The 21226-nt window shown below is 56.3% G+C and carries 21 protein-coding genes; 9 read left to right on the top strand and 12 right to left on the bottom strand.

Annotation, left to right across the window (positions count from 1 at the left end):
• The first annotated feature begins 2 nt into the window (after window positions 1-2).
• The 5 genes from nirJ to K1718_RS25725 are packed head-to-tail and all read left to right on the top strand — an operon-like array spanning window position 3 to window position 4419.
• The gene (nirJ, locus tag K1718_RS25745) at window positions 3-1223 is read left to right on the top strand and encodes a heme d1 biosynthesis radical SAM protein NirJ (protein WP_265680341.1); all 1221 of its coding nucleotides are present in this window, start codon (window positions 3-5) and stop codon (window positions 1221-1223) included.
• A complete protein-coding gene (locus K1718_RS25740; protein WP_265680342.1) occupies window positions 1198-2730 on the top strand; it encodes a nitrite reductase in 1533 nt (510 codons plus the stop codon). Before nirJ ends, K1718_RS25740 begins: the two co-directional genes overlap by 26 nt.
• A complete protein-coding gene (locus K1718_RS25735) occupies window positions 2687-3676 on the top strand; it encodes a hypothetical protein (protein WP_265680343.1) in 990 nt (329 codons plus the stop codon). The genes K1718_RS25740 and K1718_RS25735 overlap by 44 nt, the downstream gene beginning before the upstream one ends.
• 42 nt (window positions 3677-3718) lie before the next feature.
• Entirely contained in the window at window positions 3719-3967 is a 249-nt protein-coding gene (locus tag K1718_RS25730) for a hypothetical protein (RefSeq protein ID WP_152503788.1), read from the top strand.
• A gap of 53 nt (window positions 3968-4020) precedes the next feature.
• Window positions 4021-4419: a hypothetical protein gene (locus tag K1718_RS25725; protein WP_265680344.1), complete on the top strand. Its 399-nt coding sequence runs from the start codon at window positions 4021-4023 to the stop codon at window positions 4417-4419.
• Window positions 4420-4486: 67 nt separating this feature from the next.
• Here K1718_RS25725 and K1718_RS25720 read toward each other — a convergent pair whose 3' ends face one another.
• The 8 genes from K1718_RS25720 to K1718_RS25685 form a co-directional block, all read right to left on the bottom strand.
• Entirely contained in the window at window positions 4487-5497 is a 1011-nt protein-coding gene (locus K1718_RS25720; RefSeq protein ID WP_265680345.1) for an FAD:protein FMN transferase, read from the bottom strand.
• Entirely contained in the window at window positions 5494-6042 is a 549-nt protein-coding gene (locus tag K1718_RS25715; RefSeq protein ID WP_152503785.1) for a nitrous oxide reductase accessory protein NosL, read from the bottom strand. The genes K1718_RS25720 and K1718_RS25715 overlap by 4 nt, the downstream gene beginning before the upstream one ends.
• Window positions 6039-6869 carry an ABC transporter permease gene (locus K1718_RS25710; protein ID WP_265680346.1) on the bottom strand — a complete coding sequence of 277 codons (831 nt, stop codon included), beginning with the start codon at window positions 6867-6869 and terminating at the stop codon, window positions 6039-6041. The genes K1718_RS25715 and K1718_RS25710 overlap by 4 nt, the downstream gene beginning before the upstream one ends.
• A 3-nt stretch (window positions 6870-6872) precedes the next feature.
• Window positions 6873-7778, bottom strand: a complete 906-nt coding sequence (locus K1718_RS25705) for an ABC transporter ATP-binding protein (protein WP_152503783.1) — start codon at window positions 7776-7778, stop codon at window positions 6873-6875.
• Entirely contained in the window at window positions 7775-9058 is a 1284-nt protein-coding gene (locus K1718_RS25700) for a nitrous oxide reductase family maturation protein NosD (protein ID WP_265680347.1), read from the bottom strand. Before K1718_RS25700 ends, K1718_RS25705 begins: the two co-directional genes overlap by 4 nt.
• Window positions 9059-9061: 3 nt before the next feature.
• Entirely contained in the window at window positions 9062-10972 is a 1911-nt protein-coding gene (nosZ, locus tag K1718_RS25695) for a TAT-dependent nitrous-oxide reductase (protein WP_265680348.1), read from the bottom strand.
• 29 nt (window positions 10973-11001) lie between these two features.
• Window positions 11002-13209: a NosR/NirI family protein gene (locus K1718_RS25690; protein WP_265680349.1), complete on the bottom strand. Its 2208-nt coding sequence runs from the start codon at window positions 13207-13209 to the stop codon at window positions 11002-11004.
• A gap of 139 nt (window positions 13210-13348) precedes the next feature.
• Window positions 13349-14578: an NnrS family protein gene (locus K1718_RS25685; protein ID WP_265680350.1), complete on the bottom strand. Its 1230-nt coding sequence runs from the start codon at window positions 14576-14578 to the stop codon at window positions 13349-13351.
• 213 nt (window positions 14579-14791) lie between these two features.
• On the opposite strand from K1718_RS25685, the gene K1718_RS25680 reads away from it, so the two are divergent.
• Window positions 14792-15466 carry an NnrU family protein gene (locus K1718_RS25680; protein ID WP_265680351.1) on the top strand — a complete coding sequence of 225 codons (675 nt, stop codon included), beginning with the start codon at window positions 14792-14794 and terminating at the stop codon, window positions 15464-15466.
• 37 nt (window positions 15467-15503) lie between these two features.
• On the opposite strand, the gene K1718_RS25675 is transcribed toward K1718_RS25680, so the two are convergent.
• From K1718_RS25675 to ubiT, 4 genes are read right to left on the bottom strand one after another with little or no spacing between them, the layout of a single operon-like run.
• Complete coding sequence (locus K1718_RS25675) at window positions 15504-15884, bottom strand: hypothetical protein (RefSeq protein ID WP_152503778.1); 381 nt, start codon at window positions 15882-15884, stop codon at window positions 15504-15506.
• Window positions 15857-16768, bottom strand: coding sequence for a ubiquinone anaerobic biosynthesis protein UbiV (gene ubiV / locus K1718_RS25670; protein WP_265680352.1), 912 nt, complete (start codon window positions 16766-16768; stop codon window positions 15857-15859). The genes K1718_RS25675 and ubiV overlap by 28 nt, the downstream gene beginning before the upstream one ends.
• 4 nt (window positions 16769-16772) lie before the next feature.
• On the bottom strand, window positions 16773-17759 hold the full coding sequence (ubiU, locus tag K1718_RS25665) for a ubiquinone anaerobic biosynthesis protein UbiU (RefSeq protein WP_265682465.1): 987 nt from the start codon (window positions 17757-17759) through the stop codon (window positions 16773-16775).
• Between the two features lie 17 nt (window positions 17760-17776).
• A complete protein-coding gene (ubiT, locus tag K1718_RS25660) occupies window positions 17777-18340 on the bottom strand; it encodes a ubiquinone anaerobic biosynthesis accessory factor UbiT (RefSeq protein ID WP_152503776.1) in 564 nt (187 codons plus the stop codon).
• A 210-nt stretch (window positions 18341-18550) separates the two neighbouring features.
• Between ubiT and K1718_RS25655 the strand changes: the two genes are divergently transcribed.
• The 3 genes from K1718_RS25655 (at window position 18551) to K1718_RS25645 (ending at window position 21159) form a co-directional block, all read left to right on the top strand.
• Window positions 18551-20017: a UbiD family decarboxylase gene (locus tag K1718_RS25655; protein ID WP_265680353.1), complete on the top strand. Its 1467-nt coding sequence runs from the start codon at window positions 18551-18553 to the stop codon at window positions 20015-20017.
• Window positions 20014-20634: a UbiX family flavin prenyltransferase gene (locus K1718_RS25650; protein ID WP_265680354.1), complete on the top strand. Its 621-nt coding sequence runs from the start codon at window positions 20014-20016 to the stop codon at window positions 20632-20634. The genes K1718_RS25655 and K1718_RS25650 overlap by 4 nt, the downstream gene beginning before the upstream one ends.
• A gap of 129 nt (window positions 20635-20763) precedes the next feature.
• On the top strand, window positions 20764-21159 hold the full coding sequence (locus K1718_RS25645; protein ID WP_265680355.1) for a VOC family protein: 396 nt from the start codon (window positions 20764-20766) through the stop codon (window positions 21157-21159).
• Window positions 21160-21226 lie beyond the last annotated feature (67 nt).

Here is a 21226-nt window from a genome sequence, read left to right as displayed (position 1 = left end):
CCATGTTTCGGCTGTCTGAATACATGCATCAGATCAACGACCCAACGCCGGTCAAAGGTCCGCGCGGGACAGGGCCGGTCAAGCCTGTTGTGATCTGGAACCTCACACGTCGCTGCAATTTGAAATGCCGGCACTGCTACACGGTTTCCGCCGACGTTGACTTCCCGGGAGAACTGACGGCCGGGCAGGCCATGGAAACCCTGGAAGATCTCGGTCGCTTCCGTATTCCTGCGCTCATTCTGTCAGGTGGCGAACCGCTCGATCGGCGCGATCTGTTCGATATTGCAGCACGCGCTCGCAAGCTGGTGCGTATGCTTGCGCTGTCGACCAACGGAACAAAACTGCACGTTGAGGCGGCCGACAAGGTTGCCGAAATCGGCTTTGACTACGTTGGAATTTCGATCGACGGGATAGGCAAGACCAACGACTGGTTCCGGGGTGTCAATGGAGCATTTCAAGACGCCCTTCGCGGTGTGCGTGAATGCAAGGCACGTGGGATCAAGGTGGGACTGCGCTTTACGCTGACGGAGGGCAATTTTACCAGTCTTCCGGACCTTTTGCGCCTTTGCGATGACGAGGGTGTCGACAAGTTTTATCTGTCCCATCTAGTCTATGCGGGTCGGGGTGACAAGCACCGCGGCGAAGATGCCGAGCACAAACGGTCGCGCTGGGCGATGGACCTGCTGCTGGCGCGGGCCTGGGAAGGTGTCGACGGAGGCACGCCTCTCGACATCGTCACCGGGAACAATGATGCGGATGCTGTCTATTTCCTGAACTGGGTGAGAGAACGGTTCGGAGCGGAGACTGCCGCGCATATCAAAGAGCACCTGATAGCCTGGGGCGGCAATTCTTCCGGTCTGGGTGTCGCGAATATCGACACGCTCGGCAATGTGCATCCGGATACCTATTGGTCCGACTACACGATCGGCAGTGTGAAAACGGATCCCTTTTCGAAACTCTGGACAGGCAGCGACGCCATGCTGGCGCAGCTCAGAACACGGCCCCGGCCGCTTAAGGGCCGTTGCGGAGCCTGTGCGTTCAAGAACGTCTGCGGTGGCAACACCCGCATTCGCGCGCTGCAGGTAACGGGCGACCCGTGGGCTGAAGATCCTGCCTGTTATCTCAGCGACGCAGAAATCGGCACGGACGGAGAAGGTTTAGAACGTCTCACCGTGACACCATTCCGAGGAAAACGCCATGACCCGGCTCATCGTTTCGCTTAGCGTTCTGGCCCTGACATTGACTGCACCGATGGCGGACCCGATGCAGAACTATGTCGAAAACTGTCAGGAGTGCCACGGCGCTGAACGGCTGGGCGGGTTGGGGCCGGCTCTGATCCCGCAAACGCTGGGTCGCATGCGTGGTCCCAATCTCGTCTCAGTCATACGCGACGGCCGGGAAGCAACGCAGATGCCTGCGTTCAGTGAAATACTGAGCAGCGAGCAAATCGACGAACTTGCTGCCTTTCTGAAACAGCCCCTGGCAGATGTGCCTCCCTGGGGTGAAGCTGAAATCATGTCCAGCCGCGTGATGAACGAGGATTACAAATCCGTTGAAACCCCGATCTGGTCATCCGATCCGATGAACATCACACTTGCGGTGGAGACCGGCGATCATCACGTCAGTGTTCTGGATGGTGATACCTTTGAAACGCTTGATCGTTTCGAGACACCGTTCGCGGTTCACGGCGGACCTAAGTTCTCACCGAACGGACGCTTTGTTTTCATCATGTCGCGCGACGGATGGGTGCAGAAATACGACCTCTATGCGCTTCAGGAAGTCGGTCGCATCCGAGCAGGCCTGAACAGCCGCAACATCGCCATCTCGCACGATGGCAAGTGGTTGGCGGTCGCCAACTATCTTCCGAACTCGCTGACGATCCTTTCAACAGACGATCTGAGCGTGGCGAAGGTGCAAACTGTCAAAGGCAAGGATGGCACACCCAGCCGAATTTCTGCTGTCTATCAGGCTCCGCCACGTGAAAGCTTCGTGCTCGCGCTGAAGGATGTTCCGGAAATCTGGGAAGTCTTCTACGGCCCGAACCCACCACAGATGGGGTTTGCACACGATTGGCGTAACGAGGGACCGATCAAGAGCGAAGACCCGTTCCCGATCCGCAAGATCACGACACCGGACTATCTGGACGACTTCTTTTTTGACCAGAGCTACGAATACGTCATGGGCGCATCCCGCAGTGGTGAAGGAGGACAGGTTATTGATCTTGTCATCGGGCAGAAGACCGCTGACCTTGATTTGCCTGGCATGCCGCATCTTGGATCCGGAATTACATGGAAACATGGTGACACCACAGTCATGGCAACGCCGCACCTGAAGGACGGCGCAGTCACCGTCATCGACATGTCGACATGGAAAACCGTAAAGCGGATCGAAACGCTTGGACCCGGCTTCTTCATGCGCAGTCACGAGAACTCCCGCTATGTCTGGGTGGATGTGTTCTTCGGTCCGAACAAGGACGTCATGCATGTCATCGACAAGGAAAGTCTTGAAATCGTGAAGACACTCCGCCCCGTCGAAGGAGCCACGGTTGCACATGTCGAATTCACGCGCGATGGCAGTCATGCACTTGTCTCTGTCTGGGAGGATGACGGCGCGGTGATCATCTACGACGCCGAAACTTTAGAGGAAGTCCGGCGTTTGCCGATGCGTAAACCTTCTGGGAAATACAATGTCTGGAACAAGATCACCTTCTCCGAAGGGACCAGTCACTGAAGCGATAATCGTCGCGCATGGGCAGCCTCTGGATCCGCAAGCGGGTGAGGATCAGCTCAGTGCTCTGGCTGAAAGAATAGCGCATGTCCTTCCGGGCTGGACAATACGCTCGGCCACTCTTGCAGCTCCAGGTATTCTGGAGCAGCAACTGGATACGTTTACCGGTGTGCCTTACGTTGTGCCGGTTTTCATGGCCGATGGCTGGTTCACGAAAAAAGCGCTGCCCGACCGTCTTGGTGATCGCAAAGTGCATCAGCTTTCACCTCTCGGGACTTTTCCCGGTCTGCCGCATCAATCGTTCAAATTGCTGAAACAGGAAGCTGAGCAGCGCGGATGGTGCTTCAACTCATGTGACATCATGATAGCTGCACACGGTTCTGAAACCGGCCCGGCGGCAGCGGAGTGTGCATTGTATTTTGCACGCAGATTGCAGCGCCTGACACCATTTAAAAAGAAGATCCGCACGGGTTTTCTTGCACAGGATCCGTTTCTGGCAAGGGTCGCAAGGTTCAGCACGCCCAGAACTCTGTTGCTGCCATTTCTTGCCGGGACGGGACCACATTTGACTGTCGATATCCCGCAGGAGCTGGAAGAAGGCCGTTTTCTAGGCGTGCTTCTGCCTTCCATCGGCGAGGCCGCGTTCGTACCGGGTTTGATTGCGCAAAGCCTCAAGAATGCTTGGCGCAGAACTTATGGTTTTGATCCGATGGATCGATCTCGTCTCGCCGTCAGTTTCTCGCCACCTCCGGTATCTTCAATCGAAGGGCAAACAAGAGACGGGGTTGAAGCGAACACGATTGATAAGGCTGCGCGTTACTCGGCTGCACCAGCAGGGTCGCGTTTCGCAACGATGCTCAAAAAGATCAAAACAGCTGTTCGGAACCGTTGCTCCTGGCCTTGGGCAACCCGTCGTAAGGACGGTGTGAATGCGCCGCAACGTGTTTGAGATGCGAGCAGTTCGCAAGTCACCTCGAAAGGGAACGGCCCAATGACACAGACTGACGGAACCTGGTCGGTAAGGAAGCTGGCAGTTGTGCTCTACCCTTTCTCCGCCGCCGCCGTTGCCATCAATCTTTTTTTGCTGAGCCTGATGGGCAAGTCCTTCGGCTTGCCCGTCCTGTCGCCGCTCACATCGATCTGGATCAGTATACCCCTTGGAATTCCGGCAACCTGGGCGGCCGCAAAATGGGTGCGCGGGCTGATGGATGAAGCAGACGGCAATCAACGTTCGGACTGACGCTCGAAAGTGACAAAGGATCAGAGATTTTTCGTTCCGACAGGGAGCTGACCATGACGGATACACAGTCAAAACGTCCCGCTTCAGCTTTTGTTGCACTCTTTGCAATTGTCTTCGGCCTCATGACTGTCCTGTCAGGCGGAATTGTTCTTTTCGGTGGTAGTGCAGCCATGGAGGCGGCTGGAAACGTTGTTCATTTTGTGCTGTGGTTCAATTTCCTTGCCGGCTTCTCATATGTAGTCGCAGGCTATGGACTATTGCAACGCCGCCGCTGGGCGTATTGGCTGTCGATTGCCATCTTTGCAGGCACTGCAATGGTGCTCACCGCCTTTGTCGCGCACGTGATGCTGGGTGGCACATACGAGTTCAGGACGGTCGTGGCCATGATGTTCAGAACGATTGTCTGGGCCGTGATTGCGAAGGTTGCAAGCGGCATCGCGTTGCGTGGATAGCTGTCATACAAATTGACACCCAAGAAAAGATTGCGGGCCTGCGTAGCCGTCTCGTTTTCATGAGTTGTTATGTTGCCAGCCAGGTTGTGGACCTGTCTTCCCGCACGATGAATGCACGTGCCTTTTGGAAACCGGTCAACGCTTGTCGCAATTGGGTTTCACCGCAGACGAGGGCGGCCGTCGACAGTCCGTCCGCCAAGGCCGCACTGGGGGCGACGACGCTTGTCGCGGCAAGACCGGTATCGACTGGATGGCCGTTTCTTGGATCCAGAATGTGTGAACGCGATCCACTCTGGTCGAATGTCGTCCCCAGCCGTGCCGAACTCGCAACCGCAGCGTTGGCTAGATGAATGTCTGCCTGTGCGTCGATCAAAGACGGGTCGGGACGAAGGGTGACCGGCCATCCGGTTTCTTCCCGTTGCTTCCGTGTGAAAGGAGTCCCGCGCGCTGCAATTTCGCCGATTTCCACCACTATGTCCCCGCAGCTTTCTCGTTCCAGAAGTGCGGTGATGCGGTCGGTGACGAAACCCTGCGCAATGCCGTTGAGTGTCATTGCCATGCCGGACTTACCAAACTTGATTTCGTCCGGCTGGATCTGGACGTGATTGAAACCGACACATGCGAACGCTTCAGCGAAATCACTTGTCTTATTTCCAGCAACCTGCCGCGCATAATGGCTCCACAGAGGCTGAACAGTTGGATCGAACGCACCTTCCGTCGCCCGGTGTAGCCTTTGCGACAGACTGAGGATTTCCAGCATTTCCAAAGACGGCGCAAACAACAGTCCCGTGTTGTTCAGACGGCTCAATTCGCTGTCTGGTTGATAGAGACTGAATATGCCTTCCAGCCGTCTGATCTCTCCTTCAATCGAAGAAAACAAGCGCCGGGCTCTGTCTGCGTCGGTGTGCAGCAGATTGATTTCCGCTTTCGCGCCAAGCGCGATCCCTCGCCATGTGTGAAGAGTGGGCTCAGCACTGGCCTCTCGCAGAGGAATGATCAATCCGGCAGTCGCGGCAGCACTTATGGCGATGAAACGGCGGCGGCTCAACGGCCTGGATGCAGCATTGGACCGGCTCATCGCTGCACCCCTTCAATTTCATTTCTCTTCAGTTGTGAGGCTGACGAGAGTTCGACCGGTGCAAGAACGTATTCAGCCGGGATATCAGCAAGGCGAAGGACGCGGCCTCCATTTGTCTCCGCGAATGCTTTTGCACCCTCTTCAGTACCGAACGGGATCGTTTCGGGCGCCCCCATTCCACCGGCCTGTTTGCTTTCGACAACAAACCATGCCTTCTCGGCTTCGATCCAATTGTCAAATCCTGGCTCCTCCCAGCTCTTTGCCTTGTCCATATCATTCACATAGATCGCGGCAATGTTTTTAGGTTCTTCCGGCGATAATTTGAACGCCACTGCATCTCGAACCTGGGTAAACCAGAACGGGAAAGGCATATCTGTCAGATGGATTTGCGCCTTGGGTCCGGTGTGTTCCAGAACGGTCATCTGACAATAATGGCCGGCAGCTTCGGGCGTAAGCGTGATCGCATCAGGTTTGGCGATCTGGACGTCTTCCTGGCAGGCCGCGAGAAGACAGGCTGCTGTGAATGCAAGTATCTGTTTTCTCATGGTGTTATTCTCCGAATGAGTAAGGCTGACAGGCCAAGTGCCAGAGCGGCGAAAGCCGTCAGGGAAACAAGCGCGAAGGCCGGGTCGAAGGGCAGGGAGTCTGATACGCCGGCCATACCGCCAACCAGTTCGCTCGCACCAAGCGCGGCAAGGTTGAACAGCCGGAACGCGTCCGCCGGGTTCAGTAGAACCGCATAAGGAAAGAGATCGGAGGCAAAGGTTCCTCCGGGGTCGGCGACAAGTGCTCCAAGCAGCGCCAGATCGTAAAGCACGACCATGATCAACCACGCGGCAATTGCTGCGGCAGCTGCTGTTCCTGGTTGCCGGGTCAGTGCGCTCAGGACATAGCCAATGGCAAGAAAGGAAACGCCCAGCAACACGGAGGTTGCAATCAGACGTGCAAAATCGGGCAGACCTGCAACGGACCCGGCACCCAGGGTGACAAGAAGTGCTGCGGTCAGACCATAGCCTATCACGAGCGCAAAGGTCAGCACGAGCGTATGACCAAGTGCCTTGCCGACCAGAAACTCGGTCCGGGAAATGGGACAGGACAACGTCATCAGCAGCGTGCCACGGTCGATCTCTCCGCAAATCGCATCAAAGGCAAGCAGGAGGGCGATCAGAGGAACAAGGTAGACAGAGAGGCTGGCGAGAGATGCGACGGTGATGGTCAGTCGATCGACCCCGAGCGTTCCTGCCGGCGCCGATCCGAGAAGCGCAAGGGCAAGTGAGAAAACCGCAAGGATCAGTGTTGCAAGCAGGATCCACCTGTTGCGGATGCCGATCCTGATTTCCTGAATGGCAATGGTCCAGATCCTGGAGAACATCGCTTAGGTCTCCTTTTGCGCGTTTTTTGAAAAGTGCCGATAGACGTCGTCAAGGCTGGGCGCATGCACATCGATATCCTCAACCAGACTTCCAAGGGCGCTGATGGTGGTGAGAGCTTTGATCTTGTCGTCAAGACCACAGTCGAATTCCACAGAGCGTCCGTTCATGCGGCCTCCGCCGAGTTGTGCAGCAACTTCCTGAACGGCACCGGGTTTTGTCCAGATTTTCATCCGGATTGGCAAACCTGCCTGCTCGCGCAATTTGCTGAGTGCGTCATCGGCGACAAGACGGCCTTTGGACATAATCAGGATTCTGTCTGTTCGGGCCTCGAGCTCGGTCAGGGCATGGGATGACAACAGGACAGTTGCGCCCTGGTCAGCAATCTCGCCAATGAGCTCATAAACGGTCTGGCGGGAAATGGGATCAAGTCCGGTCGTCGGTTCGTCAAGCAACACCAGCCGAGGCTTGCCGATAAGGGCCTGTGCCAGTCCAAGTCGTTGACGCATGCCCTTGGAATAGGTTCCTACACGGCGCCCGGACGCATCAGACAACCCGACCTTGTCGAGCAGCGGCAATGCCTGCGCAGGTCGCTGCCCTTTGAGACGGGCGTAAAACGACAGCACTTCTCTGCCTGTCAGCGACGGCGGAAAGGCGACTGCCTCGGGAAGGTAGGCGGTAACATTGCGCGCGGGCGCGCTGCCTGGACCCGACCCCAGTATGGAAATGGCACCCTCATCGCTTCTAAGGAATCCAAGCACGATCTTGAACAGCGTGGTTTTGCCGGCGCCGTTGTGACCGAGAAGTGCGACACGCTCTCCTGGCTCAAGCGAGAAAGAAACGTCGTCCACCGCCTTTTGTGCGGAAAAGCGTTTGCTGACACCTTGGACAGACAGACAGTTGCTGGTCATCCCTGTACTCCCGAATTTGGCATGGGCCGAACCGGCGGATGCATAAGAGGGGCGTTGTCGACAATGCCGCCCGGCAACAGGGCCGGAAACTGGGACTGGGTCCAGCGAAGCAATTGAACTGCGGGGCTGCCGACAAGCAATTTTGCCGAAGGTTGGGTCCAAAGGACCTGGTCAACCAGATCATTCGGCCGGTAGGCAGTGTCCGCCAGGCCGTCGCCATTCATGTCGAAGGCAGCGTGATCGCTCCAGTAGTTGCCTTTACCGCCAGTGCTCCAGTCGAGCATGCGGCTGCCGACATATTTGACCTGGGTCTTGTTGCCGATGAATGCGTTTCCCTGGAAGGCGTTCTTGGCCGAACCAGCTGTGAAATGAACACCGATCGGGCAGCCTTCGAAACTGTTGTCGGTGACGGTGTTCTTGTTGGCATTATACATGAACAGGCATTTCTCACCGCCGGCGGAGACCTGATTGCCTGTGATTTCCGCACGGTTTGCGTAGTTCAGCATGAGGCCATGATTGCGGTCGCCAACCGAAACATTGTTTCGGACCGTCAGTCGGTCGGAAAACATCAGCGCGTAGCCGATGTCATTGCCCTTCGAGGTGTTGCCCTCAATCGTTCCGCTGTTGCCGTGCATGTAGTGAATGGCGAAGCGGAGGCCTTCAAAGTGATTGTATCGGAAAGTGTCTCTGTGACTGGTATTGACGAAAACGCCATCTCTGCCGAAACGGATGGTATTGTGTTCTGCCAGCAGGTCCGGAGCGTTCCAGACATAGATACCGTTCCCGCGCTCGTTCATGCGGAGGTCGCGGCGGCCTTCAATCAGGTTGTTCGAGACGATGGCGTTTTTGGCTCCATGCACATCGACGCCCGTCAGATTGTCCAGGATCGTGTTGTTACGCACGACCGCACCATGGGCTTTCTTGGTCAGTTTGACGCCGGCATCGAGCGTTTCTTGCGACAAACCCGACCCCGTAAGCGTCAGGCCCAGGATCTGAACATCGGGAACATGCACCGTAATGACACTGCCGGTTCCATTTCCGATGATCCGCGCCTTTTGGTCCCCGTCCAGCGTGATCGCTTTTTCAATCTCGACCGGGCCGGAATGGTCGCCAGGCGCAAGCCGGAGTATGTCCCCGGCCTGCGCATCTTTGAGGATCTCCTGCAAAGCGCCCTGTTCGGCCGGGACAAGCCATTCCTTTGCAGCAAGCGGTCCGCAGACCAGCAATGCTGCACAAAGAAGGGCTATTGATCCGACCGGTTTGGACAGGACGCGATGCATGGATCAGGCTCCTCGTGGTTCGACAAACATCCGACCGCGCATTTCCATGTGAAGTGCGTGGCAGAACCACTGGCAATAGAACCAGTGGACGCCGGGACGCTCGGCGATGAAGGTGACCGAAGCCGTCGCCTGAGGTCCGACTTCCATGGCGACACCGTAGTTTGCCAGGCAGAAGCCATGAGTTAGATCATCGATGTCATCAATATTGGTGACATAGACCGTCACTTCGTCGCCTTGCTTTACCGTGAATTTCTCAAGGCTGAAGGTTGGCGCGACCGAATGCATGTAGACGCGAACCTTGTTGCCGTCACGGATTACGTCAGCGCCATATTCCAGATCGACACCGTCTGCCTCGGCCTGTTTCTTCGCATCCTCGAAGCTCGGGTCATTGCGATCCCAGACAATTGCAGGATTTACCTTCGACCGGTGCACGATGATGCTGTCATGAGGCTCGGCGAATGTCGGTCCGTCATGAACGACCTTCATCTCGTCGCCCGATATGTCGATAAGCTGCTCGTTCTCCGGTTTCAGCGGGCCAACGTTCAAGAACCTGTCCTTGGAGAACTTGTTCATGGAGATCAGCCATTTGCCGTCCGCTTCCGCGGTTTCACCCATGGATGTGGAGTTGTGCCCCGGCTGATAATGAACATCGACTTTGGAGATGATCGGGTCGACATCTTCGCCCGCATAGGCACGGACGGCTTTGTCGATGTCCCATTTGACGACCTGACTGTCCAGAAACAGCGTGGTGAATGCACCGCCCTTGCCGTCAAATGCTGTGTGCAGTGGGCCAAGACCCAGTTGCGGCTCGCCGACAATCGCGGAACGCGGATCTGCATTGTCATTGAACAGGGCGTCCAGCTTCGTGACATCGATGATGGACACGGTCGGCGACAGCTTGCCGTTGATGACGATGTGCTTCTTGTCCGGTGCCGCGTTACAGCCGTGCGGGCTGTTGGGGATCGGAATGTAGCGGGTGAACTGGGAATTGGCTTCCTTACGGCCATCCACCACAGGAACGCCCTTCATTTCCTTGTAGTTCCCGGCTGCAACAGCTTCCTCGATTGCCTTGATGTTGAAGACGACGCAGTGATCCAGCTCGCTTTCGGTCATCTCGGCGAGGTTAGTCCCCATTTCCGAGTTGTAGCTGGTCGAGAAGGCGTATTTGCCCTGATAGTCGGCGTCTGTATTGTCGAGGTTGCCCGAGACGATCACCTGCCATGCGACTTTCATTTCATCGCCGTCGATTGCGGTGAAGATGCAGGCATATTGTGATGGGTCATCCAGGACGGAGCCATCATTGACCAACGGTGCTTCGTGCTCGCCATTGGCAAAAATGTACCCTGTGCGCGGATACTTCTGCGGCCGCATGCCATGGATATCGTGTGCGTTCGGGATCTCGATGATCTTGTCGCACTTCATCGTGGTGCAGTTGATGCGGGCAACGCGGGTGTTTGCCTTGTCGTTCGCAAAGATGTAGCGACCGTCATAAGTGCCGTCGGTGAAGGACATGTGCGGGTGGTGCAGATCGCCATTGTCGTAGGTGACCTTGCCTTGCGCAGCCAGATATTCCTTGGTTTCCGGAAGCAGGCCTTCGGTCAGAACTTTGAGCGACTCATTGGTCTGGCCCCACCCGGTTGCGGAGCAGCGGTTGAAAACCGGTATGCGCATCAGTTCACGCATTGACGGAACACCCAGAATGCGCACTTCGCCGGTCTGGCCCGAGGACCAGAAGCCGTAATACTCGTCGAGCTCACCTGGCGCGAGTGCGAACTTGTGATCGCCATCAGCCGCGAGGGCCGGGGTTGCGCCGCTCGCAGCGACGGCTCCCATGCCCGCGACAACCGCAGTCTTGGCCGTGCCGCCTAACAAGTCTCGGCGGGACATGCCCCAATGTTGTTCTTTCTCCTTCATGGCTGCTCTCCTTATTTGCCGTTTGAAGGTTATTCAGCCGGAAGTGGCTTTGCGCCTTTGGCGCTCTCCTCCGGTTTGCGCAGCCCGGTCTGCACCTCAAATCGCCGCCTTTTCGCAAGCTTTTTGATGCAAACGGGACATTTCTGATCGTGCTGATACAGCACCTGGCAATGCAGGCAGTTCAGGCACTCGTTGGGATTGATATTGCCTTCGGGATGAATGGCCTGGACCATGCATTCCTTGGCGCAGCGGTGGCATGGATTCCCGCATTCGCGGTAGCGCTTCAGCCAGTCGAACATTCTGAGCCGGGCCGGAATGGCAAGTGCGGCTCCGAGTGGGCAAAGGTAGCGGCAATAGAACCGTTCGATGAACAATCCGGCGACAAGCAGTGCCACTGCAAAAAGGACAAACGGCCAGGCCCGTTGGAACTTCAGGATAATGGCAGTCTTGAAGGGCTCGATCTCGGCATAGTGCTCTGCTGCGTCCAGCGAATAGAGCGACAGTCCGAAGAGGCCGAGAAAGATCATGTATTTGAGCGGCCAGATACGCTCGTGCAGACCCCAGGGCACCTCGATCTGAGGGATGCGGCAGAGCTTTGCCAACCGGTTGGTCAGCTCCTGCAAAGCGCCAAAGGGACAAAGCCACCCGCAATAGGCACCTCGGCCCCAGAACAGCAATGCTGCTGCCACCGAGAACCACAGCAGGAACACCAGGGGATCCATGAGGAACGCGTCCCAGCTGAATTGTGTCGTGAGAGAGGAAAAGAACGCCATCACATTCACGACGGACAGCTGAGCATTCTCCATCCATCCCAGCCAGACCAGCGTGAAGGTCAGGAAACCGATACGGAACCAGAATGTAAATTTCTCGTGCCGAGTGACCTGCATCTGGAAAAAGAAGACCAGCGTAAGAATTCCGATGGCTGCGGCAAGCACGATGATATCGGCCTGGCGGTCTTGCCAGATTCGCTTCCAAAGAGCCTGAACAGCTGCCTGATCGTCTGACAGGCCGGATTGCTGGAGTGTTGATGTATCGTTCGCACTTACTGCGATCGGTTTCAAATAGCGGTCAGGCAGCTGGTAGCCGAGGTCGAACGTCAGGAACACCTTGTCGATCGGCCCGACTGCACGCTGAACCAACAACTGTAAACGAAAATCCTTGGCCGGATCGAACTCGGTGTCGGCCGGAATGATGAACACGTCCATTTCAGTGAAGGCAGGTGCACCGTCAGCCGCAATTGCGCCTATCCGAGCTTGCTGCTTGTCGAAAAATCTGACCGAAATGTCGTCTTGAATGAGTTGGATCCTGTCGAAGATCCCGCCACGGACATAGCCTGATCCTTTGAAGGAATAGCGGCCACGTCCCATGACGACGAGGGCGTGTTCGCCGTCCTTCAGCCGTTTTTTCAGATTGTCGTATTCTGCTTTACCAAGCAGCGAGAGCCCAATTGAGGGCACATCGGCCAGGGCCAGATACATGTCGATGAATGTATCTGTCTCCGGCCCTGATTCAGGCCGGGCGATTGCGCGGGGATCGCCCTGTAGCTCGAACGAAGTGTTGATCTGGGCGATATCGAGCGACATGCGCCGCACTGATCCGTCGCCTGTCAGGGTCAACCAATCGGCAACCTCTTCCAGGTCAGGGTCGATTTCCCTTTGCGGCCCCTCATCGGCGAGTTCAGGCACGAGACCGCCAAGGCTCAGGGCGCGAGCCACTTTCAGTCCGGAGCGCACAATGGAATCGTCAATCACCATGATGGTGACGGTTGCACCGGAGATGATGTCCAGTTCGTGGGCCGAGCCACCGCTGGCAGCTTCCGCCTTCAGATCAAGACCCGCATAGCCTTCCGTAACGGCGCGGATTTTTGAATCGGGAATGCCGATCAGGACGATGGGTTCTGAGTGTTTGACCAGGCGAACGCCGGTCACGATCGCATTCAGATCGACACCGACCATCGTGTGAATTGGTTTGCCTGAATACCCGGTCGTCGACACGAAGTCGGAGGTCAGAAAGACCCAGCCGATCGTTTCACCTGCCTTGAGAGCTGGAACTATTGGAATGTCGTCCCGCAAGACACCGTAGCTGTCGGCGTCCGGAACAAGTTCATTCACCTGAACCTTTTCCAGGAAGCTTGTCACAAGGGCGCCAGCAGACTGTGCGGGAAGCACCTGGACCAGAAACAGGAGCAAGGCTACGCACAGTGTCTGAAAGCTGAAATGATAAAACAGTGGACGCACGAGAAGCGCTCCGACACACAATTTGTTTATTGGTGTCCCGATCTTCGGCGATGTCGCACGAAAGCTACTTGACGATAGTCAAGCTAGCCTGGGTGTTTTTGCACTCGCGGTTATGTGTTTGGAAATGCTGGAAGTCTCCCTAGCCGCCCCGGCGCGCGGGTCGTGGTCTGGTAAGGATTGGGAAGAAGACCCAGGCAAACACTGCAAAGGCCAGAAGCCAGAGGGTTCCCGATATCAACATCACGGGAAAATAGTCGATGAAGATCGTGCCGAAAGTTCGGAAAACAGCAGCCCCTATAACCATCAGGTAGGCAAAAACAATCGGGCCTGACACCAAGAGGGGTCTGCCACTGTGACCGAGGGACGCGCGTGTCATCATGGCGAGCGTCATGCATCCGATTGCACCGGCGGCAAGAAGGTGCAGCGATGCGGTTTCGCTCAAAATCCCGAAAACCAAGGTGCTGCCGTAAACAAGGTAGCCGGCTGAAAGCAGCAGATAGGCCACATGCAATATCCAGAGAATGGGGTTTCTTCGTGTTGCCAGACCTTGCCAGCCGGCGAGCCGTGCCAGATTGGCCGCGCCGGCAACCAGACACAGCGTGCCAAGCGCCCAGGACGGCACAAACGGAAGCGTTGCCAGAGCCGTCAGCACAGAGGAAAGTATGCCGACCCGGTCAAGCCAACTGAACGATCGAGGAAGCGCACCGGCGTAGCCGTCTCTGTTCAGGGCATTGCGGGTGAAGGCCGGAACAACACGGCCACCGATTATCGCGATCATGGCTGCGCTCGTGAATATGCCGAGGCGAACACCTGTTTCGGCAAGGTCGTTAGTCCATCCGATCCAGTCGAGATGCATCATGAGATTGCCGGCAAACAGCGTGCTCAGCAAAAGCAGAAAAACGGCGTTGCGCAGTTGGGATTTCTGCGTGAGTCGCCCGAGTATGGCGGTTGAAAGCACCGGAATGAACGCCAGATCGATCGCGGCCACGACAAGCGGATCAATCCAGGCGGAAAACCAGATTGCGATTCTGCCTGAAAGCCAGATCGCGCCGCATATCGTGACAAAGCGGGGTCCTGCTTCTTCGGTTGCGGTCCAGTTTGGAACCGCAGTCACAAAGAAACCCGCGATCACTGCGGCCGTATAGCCGAACATCATTTCATGCGCGTGCCAGAGATAGGGCATCATCCGCACAGGCAGGACTTCCAGCGTATCCCCGTCGGCAAGAGCGGCAAGCCAAAGGGTCCAGACGGCCATTGCGGCGACGGAGAATAGACCGGCGGCAAGAAAGAAGAAGCGGAAACCGGCGGTCAGAACGGTCGGAAAACGGCTCTTGTATTTGGGAGGTCTGGTGTGGACGGTAGCGGCCATGAAGCTGCCTCTTGAATGCACAACCGACAAAGGTCGGTTCCGGAGCCCTAAAGCGGATCGTTACAACAAAGCCCTATGGTCACAGGCCTGAGCCGTGAAGTTCTTGATCATCGTCAAGCTGATCTGAAACCGACGACTTTAAATTGGTGAAAGTTCTCTGGGTTCCGGGTATGCCGGAGATGAATGCAGCGCCTTTAAGGTATGGAAACGCCAATGACAGAGACCGGTTGGACCAACTATATCGTTGCCTTTGCTGTCTTTTTCGCGTCGCATATGGTTCTTGTCCGCCCGCCTGTCCGCCCCCTTCTTGTCAGGGCTTTGAGACCGGCCGGGTTCACGCTCTGCTATTCAGTCCTGTCGCTGGCGATCCTTTGGTGGCTGATTGTTGCTGCACGCGATGCCCCCTATGTCGAGATCTGGGCATGGTCTCCCTGGCAGAATTGGGTACCACTCATTGCGATGGTACCATTTTGCGTGATCCTGGCATTTGGCGTTGGCGTGCCAAATCCGTTTTCGTTTGGCGGCATGCGGAACGATCGGTTCGACGCCGCCAGACCCGGCTTGGTGAAATGGGTCCGCCATCCGGTTCTTGTTGCGCTCCTGATTTGGTCGGTTGCCCATCTGGTTCCCAATGGCAACCTCGCTCATGTGATCCTGTTTGGTGCATTTGCAGTGTTCTCACTGCTTGGCATGAAGATGATCGACAAGCGCCGCCAGCGTGAAATGGGCCCTGACTGGCAAAGGCTGGTGCGCGCGATGAACGAGGCTCAAGGTGCGCATGATGTTGATTGGCTGAGCCTTCTGGTCAGGGGGCTGGTGGCCGCCATAACCTATGTCGTCCTGGCAGGTCTCCATCCCTATCTCATCGGTGTTGATCCGTTTGCCTGAAGTGGCCGCTTGAACGGAACTATTCAGATGCGCGCTCTTATTTCATGATCTTGGAAATGGTCGACAGCCCGACGAGCCGATCCGCACACCGGTCCGCAAGGTCTGCCAGAAACTTCAGACTTTCGGCATGATCGTAAAGCTCTTCCGGTGTGAGTTCGAGCCGGTCGATATTTTCCAACTCGGTCAGGAACGAGATGCCGGAAACCAGGTTGTGATAATCTTCGCGAATGCTGTCGACAAGTTCCTTGCGCGCCTTGCGTTGACGCCAGGCCTCAATCGCCACGATCGTGCGATCAAGTTCGGACTTGCAGGTGCAAGGCATGTCCAGGCCCGACAGTTCGCGATGGATCTGCTCGATCAGATTGTGCTCTTTTTCATATGTTTCGGAATTCAGGCCGGAAGAGATGTCTTTTTCCATCCTGCTTCCCCTTTCAGATAAGCGTTACACAAGGGACCGGGCAGCGCCAGGCGTTCCAGCTGCGCATCGAGCTCTGCAGCATCCAGCGCTCCATCCAGAAATTCACGGAACGCATTACTGACGGCAACCATGTCCGACATGTGCGGCGAAAGGCGCAGTCTTTGGATCCCTGACGTGTGGAGATGGTCAGCGGTCAGCGCTGCCACGTGACAGGCATCGGAAAGCGTTTGAATGCCGTTCGCGGCCAGGAAGCGCTTTCCGTCAAGTGTTGCGACATCCATTCCATCCGGGTCGCGTTCACAAATAAATTGGCAGGAGTCCTTGCTGAGGCCGTGAGCTCTTGCATGATAGCAGCGGGAAGAAAGCGCCAGGGGCAGGCGGCCGAACGCGAATAGTTCAATCTCGACTTCAGGCACGAGAGCTGCAATTTGCTGAATGGAGTCCAAAGGAAGTTCAACAGGTGGGCACCAGGCGATCGCGCCCCGTTTTGAAAGAAACGCGAGGCTGGCCTCATTGTAGACATTCAAGAAAGGGCCGGCTGTAAACGGACGAGCTTCTCTGGACGGCAAAAGCGACATGTCGTTGATTTCAATCGGCATGTCGTAGTTTGCTTGCTGCTTCAAAATTGTGCGTTCACGTTTGTTGACTGGCTGCGCAAGGGTAGACAGCACAACGGTCTTGCCTGACTTTTCCAGTCGTTCGATAGCTTGCGGCCACACAGTATCTGTAAACGGCATGCGCTTGCCGCAGATAACTTCGCCCAAATAGACGCGGTCAATCTCGGCTTCATCGGCGATGCGAGCATAAAAATCGAGAAACTGGTCCACTGACCAGTTGAAGAAACAGGGGCCAAGGGCAAGTTCTATCCGTTTTGTCGCCGTCATATTGTCACCGCCAGGTCTTCTTGTAGGAACCGGAGGTCTGCCGTCCGCCTTCGGAAAACGATTTAAGTGCGGCAATGGCCGGACCCGCGTCTGCGCCGGTCGTAAGCCCGTCCACTGCGCGTCTGAAACCACTTACAACGCCTGCGATATAGGCTTTGCCCCGTTGTCTGCCTTCGATCTTCAGAGCTGTGACACCGGCTTTTGAGAGGTCTTCCAGCAACTCGAATGCGTTGAGGCTGACCGGGTCCTCAAAAAGATAGCCGGTCCGGCCTTCAGCAGAAAACTGCCCCTTGCACAGTGTCGGATAGCCTGCTGGTGCTCCCTTTTCGAAACTGTCGATAGTGAAACCACCGAGTTGGGCAAGCAACCGGCCCGACTTGTCTTCCCGATAGTCGACATGATCGGGCGGCGAGCAGACCCCGGTCAGGTTGGGCGACTTTCCAGTTGCGTAGGATGACAGCGAACAGCGTCCCTCGGTCATAACGCAAAGCCCGCCAAAGACGAACACTTCGGTTTCGACGTCGATGTCCCGATTGAGTGCTGCGATTTCCGGAACTGAGAAAACACGGGGTAGCACCACGCGCTTGACGCCGAACGTATCGGCATAAAAATGGATTGCTTCAGGTGAGTTTGCTGCCGCCTGTACCGACAAATGAAGCCGCCGCTCCGGGTGCTTTTCAGCCGCGTGTTCAAGCACGGCAAGATCGGCGGCTATGATTGCATCTGCGTTACACGCCGCGGCATCATCCACCGCCTGGCGCCAGAGATCGATATTGCCCGCCCTGGCAAAGGTATTGATTGCGACAAGCACCTTGGCGCCCTTTGCGTGCGCATAGACAACACCTTCAGCAAGCTCTTTCGGCGAGAAATTCAGGCCTGGAAAGTTTCGGGCATTCGTCTCATTGGCAAACCCGCAATAGATGGCATCGGCACCGGCGTCCGCCGCCGCTCGCAATGCGGCAGGTGTTCCGGCCGGGCAGACAAGCTCCATCCGCGTTTTTTCGTTGCTCACCACTGCCCGCCCTGCTCAAGAGAGCTGGTGTGCCGGCTTTGGTTCCCGGTTAGCCTCTTGGCTTTGTCGAGCAACGTTCCGCTAAAGCCATTCATCCACTGCGCCGGTTTTCCACTCAAACCGAAAAATTCTCCAGGCGTCAGATCAGCTTCTTCCAGTGTGTTGCGCAGTGCCAGCACATGTTCGGTCCTGCCCTCGATTCTAAGGTCCCGCGTGAAGAACAGGGCGTCGGCGTCATATGTTCCATCAAGCAGTCCCAATAGGACCAGGAAGGGTGCCCTGACAACAGCCTTGGCTCGCGTGATTTGGTCCTTGTTGCAGATTTCGACGTTGGATTTGTCATTGTCCAAAGACAGAAGAAATGCATGTGGCATATCATCTGGAACAATGGCGATCGGCACTTTGACAACAGCACCTAGCCTTTGAAGCAGCTCCGGTCGGCGCGCTAACAGGCGCCGCGTAAATCTTGTCAGAAGAACCTCCATCGGCGTTTTCGGCAAGGGAGCGATCAAGGTTGAAATAAGGGGGGGCAGACTGAGGGCAGGCGCAGTGGTTTGCATTTGGGGTCTCACTTTCAGCGCCGAATGTAATTCGCGCAAACGCCCGAATGACTTGACAAAGATCAAGGTTCAACCCCGTCCGTTCAGGACAATCGATCGTCTTGAGTGAGGGCATAAGCATCAGAGCTGAATGCTTGAAAACTCCTTTGACAGCAAAGCGATACGATGTCCGGCCGCGACTTGCCGAAATTTCATAACCTTCAGGAATTTATGACGTTTTTAGCTTCCGAAGAGGAGTTGAAACATCTTTCTGAACCCGTTGATATTCATCTGGAAGCGACAGCTTTGCACCAGCGGGTCATCCGTGACGGTGGGCCTGCATTGCTGCTGAAGGCTCCCAGAAGTGGGGCCCGGGTGCAATTTGCCGCATCCCTGCTTGTGAACATTTTCGGGACGCGAAAAAGGGTCGCAAACGGTCTTGGCGTCCATCCTGATCAATTGCCGGACCTGGGACGGTTTCTGGCCGCATTGCGCGCGCCAGAACCCCCGGCGTCTCTGCGTGATCTGCCAAGCCTGTTTCCTGTGGCCAAAGCCGGGTGGAACACCCGTCCCAAAAAAGTTGCTGCCTCCAAAGATCTGCATGATGTTGCACCGAACCTTTCGAGCCTACCCGTTCAGACCTGTTGGCCAGAAGACGCCGGACCGCTGATCACCTGGGGGCTTGTCATCACAAGGCCACCCGGGGAAGACGATCCACGGCTGTATAATCTGGGCATTTACCGAATGCAGGTTCTGGACGGCCAACGTGCCATCGTGCGCTGGCTACCGTTTCGCGGTGGGGCGCAGCACTACAGGCAATGGCAGGGCAAGGGCCAAGCGATGCCCGTTGCCGTCGTCATCGGTTGCGATCCAGCGACACTTCTTGCCGCCGTGATCCCGGCTCCGGGCAATATCAGTGAACTGGCGCTCGCTGGCATTTTTAACGGCAGGCCCGCGCGTCTTGCGCCCTGCCGCAGCATTCAGATGCATGTTCCAGAAGGTGCGGAAATCATACTGGAAGGTGAGATCCATCCTGATGAGACGGCTGTCGAGGGTCCATTCGGTGATCACACCGGCTATTACAATGACCCTGCCGATTATCCGGTCTTTCATCTGAAGGCGCTCCGAATGCGCGAAAATGCGGTTTATCTATCGACCTTCACAGGGCGTGCGCCCGACGAACCATCGGTTATCGGCGAGGCCATGACAGATCTCTTTCGCCCGATCCTGCAGCAGGCCTTGCCGGAAATTCTGGATGTCTTTCTGCCACCGGCGACCTGTTCCTACCGGTTTGCCATTCTCAAGCTCGACAAGTCATATCCGGGACAGGCACGACGCGCGATGATGGGTTTCTGGTCGTTGCTGCCGCAATTCTCGATGACCAAATACGTCATCGTGGTCGACGCCGACATCGACATTCGAAACTGGGACGAGGTGATGTGGGCCGTCGCGACCCGATCCGACCCGGAACGCGATCTTCTTGTTCTCAACTCCACGCCGGTTGACCAGCTCGATTTTGCAAGTCCAAGAGAAGGCCTGGGCGGTAAACTCGGGTTGGATGCAACCATCAAGATCGGTTCAGAAACCGCGCGGCCATTTTCGAAGAAACTTGTGATGCCGCGGGATGTGGAAACGCGAGCGGAAGGTCTCTTCCGCAAACTGAATTCTCCTAAGTGTGTGGAATCCCCAAGACTATGACTTCATCAAGACGCGTCATCATCGGCATATCCGGGGCGTCGGGCGCTGCCATTGCACTTGAGATGCTGCGCGTGTTGGCGGCCCTTCAGGTTGAACGATATGTCATCGTTACCCGCGGGGCGGAGCACACAATCAATCACGAACTGGGTCCAGATGGCCGCGAGCAGATCGGTGCATTGGCGACAGTTGAACATCCACAGTCGGATCTTTTCGCACCTGTCGCAAGTGGGTCGTACGTAATGGACGCGATGCTGGTTGCACCATGTTCCATGCGAAGTCTTGCCTCGATCGCCTATGGAACAGGCGAGGGGCTCTTGTGCCGCGCTGCGGATGTGACGCTGAAAGAGCGTCGGCCTCTAGTTCTATTGGCCCGCGAAGCGCCACTCCACGAAGGACACCTGGAAGCCATGCTGAAAGTAACGCGCATGGGAGCAATCGTCTCGCCGCCCGTGCCGCCCTTTTATGCCGGTTTGACCGATCTGGACGATCTTGTCCGCCAGACCGCCGCCAGGGCCCTGGCAACTGCCGGTATCGATCCACAGACAAACCTGCGCAGATGGCAGGGTGCCACTGAGCAGGTTGTCAGCCCCTTGCTGAAAGGATCTGAGTCAGCTTGACGATGGCCAGAAACGGACAACCCGGTAGGCGCTTTAAACCCGGATTGCTGGTTGCCAACCGGAATATCTGAGAGCCGTTGAATCGATTTTGTTCTTGTTTTATTCTCCTCTTTTTCAGGAGAAACAACAATGTCAGTGATCAGTCATATCACGCTCGGCACCAACGATATCGAACGCGCTGGTGGTTTCTACGATAAAGTTCTCGGGGTCCTTGGTTTCGAAAGACTGCCCAAGCCACCCGGTAAGCCGCCGGCTTATGAAAAAGGCGGCATGCCGACCATTTATCTCTATCCGCCCGAAGATGGTCGGCCAGCCACCTGGGGAAATGGCACTCACGTTGCGTTCGTCGCTGAAACGAACGAAGCCGTCAGAGCTTTCCACCAAGCCGCATTGCGCTTGGGAGGAAGCTGCGAAGGTGAACCTGGTAGGCGTCCACACTATGGGGACAAATATTACGCTGCCTATGTTCGAGACCCTGACGGCAACAAACTCCAGGCCGTCTGTTACGCAGACGTGGACGAGTAACACAAGGTCGCTGGTGTCAGAGAACCACCGAAATTTGAATAAAATGGGTAAGTTCCTGAAATGCTTG

It is taken from the genome of Roseibium porphyridii (assembly GCF_026191725.2).
Taxonomy (GTDB): domain Bacteria; phylum Pseudomonadota; class Alphaproteobacteria; order Rhizobiales; family Stappiaceae; genus Roseibium; species Roseibium porphyridii.
This window is presented reverse-complemented; position numbering and strand designations above follow the sequence as displayed.